The 2,765-nt window shown below is 72.4% G+C and carries 2 protein-coding genes and 1 pseudogene; 1 reads left to right on the top strand and 2 read right to left on the bottom strand.

The window, feature by feature from the left end; all coding sequences use genetic code 11:
• Positions 1-372: pseudogene (locus KDL01_RS40325) on the bottom strand (hypothetical protein); the annotation flags it as partial.
• Entirely contained in the window at positions 369-1,529 is a 1,161-nt protein-coding gene (locus tag KDL01_RS40330) for an SPFH domain-containing protein (protein WP_212534001.1), read from the bottom strand. The pseudogene KDL01_RS40325 and the gene KDL01_RS40330, both read right to left, overlap by 4 nt.
• A gap of 158 nt (positions 1,530-1,687) precedes the next feature.
• Here KDL01_RS40330 and KDL01_RS40335 point away from each other — a divergent pair, with 158 nt between their 5' ends.
• Positions 1,688-2,731: an MBL fold metallo-hydrolase gene (locus KDL01_RS40335; RefSeq protein ID WP_212534002.1), complete on the top strand. Its 1,044-nt coding sequence runs from the start codon at positions 1,688-1,690 to the stop codon at positions 2,729-2,731.
• Positions 2,732-2,765 lie beyond the last annotated feature (34 nt).

The raw sequence follows: 2,765 nt of genomic DNA on the forward strand, positions 1-2,765 counted from the left end.
GTGGCGGGCGAGGACGCCTAGGCCGGTGCCGGGGTTGGGGTCGATGCCGATGACGGGCTGGCCGCTGAGGTACTTGGCGACGTTCGCGGCTAGGCCGTCTTGGCCGACTACGACCACGATGTCCTCCGGCTCGAACAGGAAGCGGTCCAGGTCCTCGCGCTCGACCGCGCCGCGGCGCCAGGTGCCGGGGACGGCGGAGGAGACGGCTTGGAGGGCGCGGTCGGTGGCGGAGTGTCTGGCTTCGACGGCGGAGAGGGACACGCTGGCCGCCTTGGCCTGGAACTTCGCCTGGCCCCAGGTACCTCGCTCGCGCACGATCTGTTCGCGTTCGGTGCGGCGGTGGACCACGACTACGCGGGGGACGAGGCTCATCGGGGGTTGGCCTCTGCGGCGGGCGCGGAGGTGGGGGCGGGCGCGTTGCCGGTGCCGGTGCCGGTGCCGGACAGCAGGCCGCCCAGGGCGGAGGTGAGCAGGTCGGGGGTCAGGTTCAGGGTGCCGATGCTGGGCAGGGCGCCGGCCAGTTCCTGGGCCGCGAGGGCGAGCAGGATCTTCGGGTCCTGACCTTCGAAGACGGCCATCCGCGCCTGCGCCGCCTGCGCTTCGGAGGCGCCGAGTTCGCGGATGCGCTCGGCTTCGGCGGCTGCGGCCAGGCGGACGCGCTCGGCGTCCGCTGCGGCGTTGATCTTGGTGCGCTCGGCTTCCGCCTCGGCCGCTATCTTGGTGCGCTCGGCGTCGGCTTCGGCCGCGATGCGTGCCCTGGCGGCTTCGCCGACCGAGCGGATGCGTGAGGCCTCGGTGGCCTCCTGCACCTTGCGCCGCTCGTTGGCGCCCTGCTGCGCCAACAGCTGCTCTTCGCGCGTGGCCAGTTCGATCCGGTTCTGCAGTTCGTTCTCGGCGATGGCGCGCTCGCGGTTGACCGCCTCGGCGCGGCGCTCGAAGCCGGCGCGGTCGGCCTGCTGCTGGATCAGTTCGCGGGCGGGTGCGCGCAGGGCGCGCTCGACTTCGGCTTCCGGACGTACCGCGATGATGCGGGCGTCGACGATCTCCAGGCCGGTCTCGGCCAGGCGGGAGTCGCCGGACAGGCCCTCGGCCACCCGGGCGCGCACGGCGATCGGGCCCTCGGCCAACGCCTCGGCCAGCGGGAGCGAGGCGAGCAGGGACAGCGCGTGCTGCTGGGCGAGTTCGGTGAGCAGCCCGGCGACCTGGTCGAGCGGGGTGCCCTGGGCGGCGCCGGTGGCCGTGTCGAGGCCGAAGTCGAGGCGGCGGGCGGCCTTGAGCGGGTCGGCGAAGCGGTACGTGACCGAGCCCTGCACGGCCGCCTCCTGGAAGTCGGCGGTCCGGCCGCGGAAGACCAGCGGCAGTTCACGGTCGTCCACCGGCACCTCGGAGAGCACCGTGCCGAGCGGCCGGAACCAGAAGGCCTGGCCCACACCCTGGTGCGCGACTTCGCCGCGGCGTAGGTGCACGACGTGCATGGTGCCGGTGCCGCGATAGTGGCTGACGAACGGCCGCTTGGTGATGTGTGCCATGGATAACCCACCCCTGTCTGGAACGGACGTATGAGGGCCCTGTCTCCCCGGTGCCCGCCGCAGACGATACGCTGGAGACCGGCTTATCGTCAAGGTGACGAAAAGAGGGTCGGGGGACACCCGCGTCAGCGGGCGCCGGGCCGAGTACATTCGGCTACATGACCACCACGGCCGTCACGGCTCTCGGCTCCGACGTGCATCTGATCGACACCGCCATGTCCGGCTACGACGGGATCACCGCGGCGTACGCGATCCTCGGCGAACGGCCCTGCCTGGTGGAGACGGGGACCGCGACCAGCGCGCGGACCGTCGTCGACGCGTTGGCCTCGCTCGGCGTCGGAGCACAGGACCTGGCCACGATCGTGGTCACGCACATCCATCTCGACCACGCGGGCGGCGTGGGCGATCTGACTCGCGCGTTCCCCCAGGCACGCGTGGTGGTGCAGGAATCGGGCGCCAAGCATCTGGCGGACCCCTCGCGGCTGATGGCCAGCGCCCGGCGCGTGTTCGGCGACGCGATGGACGAGGTCTTCGGCGAACTGCTGCCGACGCCGGCCGAACGGATCGAAGCGATCGGGGCGAGCGGGCGGGTGGACCTCGGCGGCGGCCGCTACCTCGAGGGGCACCACACGCCCGGGCACGCGCGGCATCACCTGGGTCTGGTCGACTCGGCCAGCGGCGATCTGTACGTGGGTGACGCGGCAGGGCTCTACATCCCGCCGGACGGCGCCGACCCGCTGACCGGGCTCGCTCCCGGACCGGTCGACGCCGCGCACCCGGGCAACGCGGCGGACGTCGCGGGCACGATGCTGCCGGGCACTCCCCCGCCGGACTTCGACCTCGATCTCGCGCTGGACTCGCTCGGCCGGATGCGGGAACTGGGTTCGACCAGGCTGCTGTTCTCGCACTACGGGCCGATCACGCGTGTCTGCGAGTCGCTCGAGCGCGCCGAGGAGGAGCTGCGGATGTGGGTCGGCCTGGTGCGGGAGGCCAGGTCGGAGCAGATGGACCTGGACCACACGCTGGCGTTGGTGCGCGACCGCACGCGGGAGCGGTACGCGCGGCTGTTGCAGCGGCCGGAGGTCGCGGCGAAGTTCGAGGCGCTGTCGTCGAGCGTGGCGAACGTGGTGGGGATCAGCCGCTGGTTGGAGAGGTTGGAGAGGTCGGAGAGGTTGGACGCGGCGGAGAAGCAGGAGAGCTGAGAGCCGAGAGCCGAGGCGGGGGCGGTTGAGGGGG

The sequence above is a fragment of the Actinospica durhamensis genome, assembly GCF_018139695.1.
Classification (GTDB): domain Bacteria; phylum Actinomycetota; class Actinomycetes; order Streptomycetales; family Catenulisporaceae; genus Actinospica; species Actinospica durhamensis.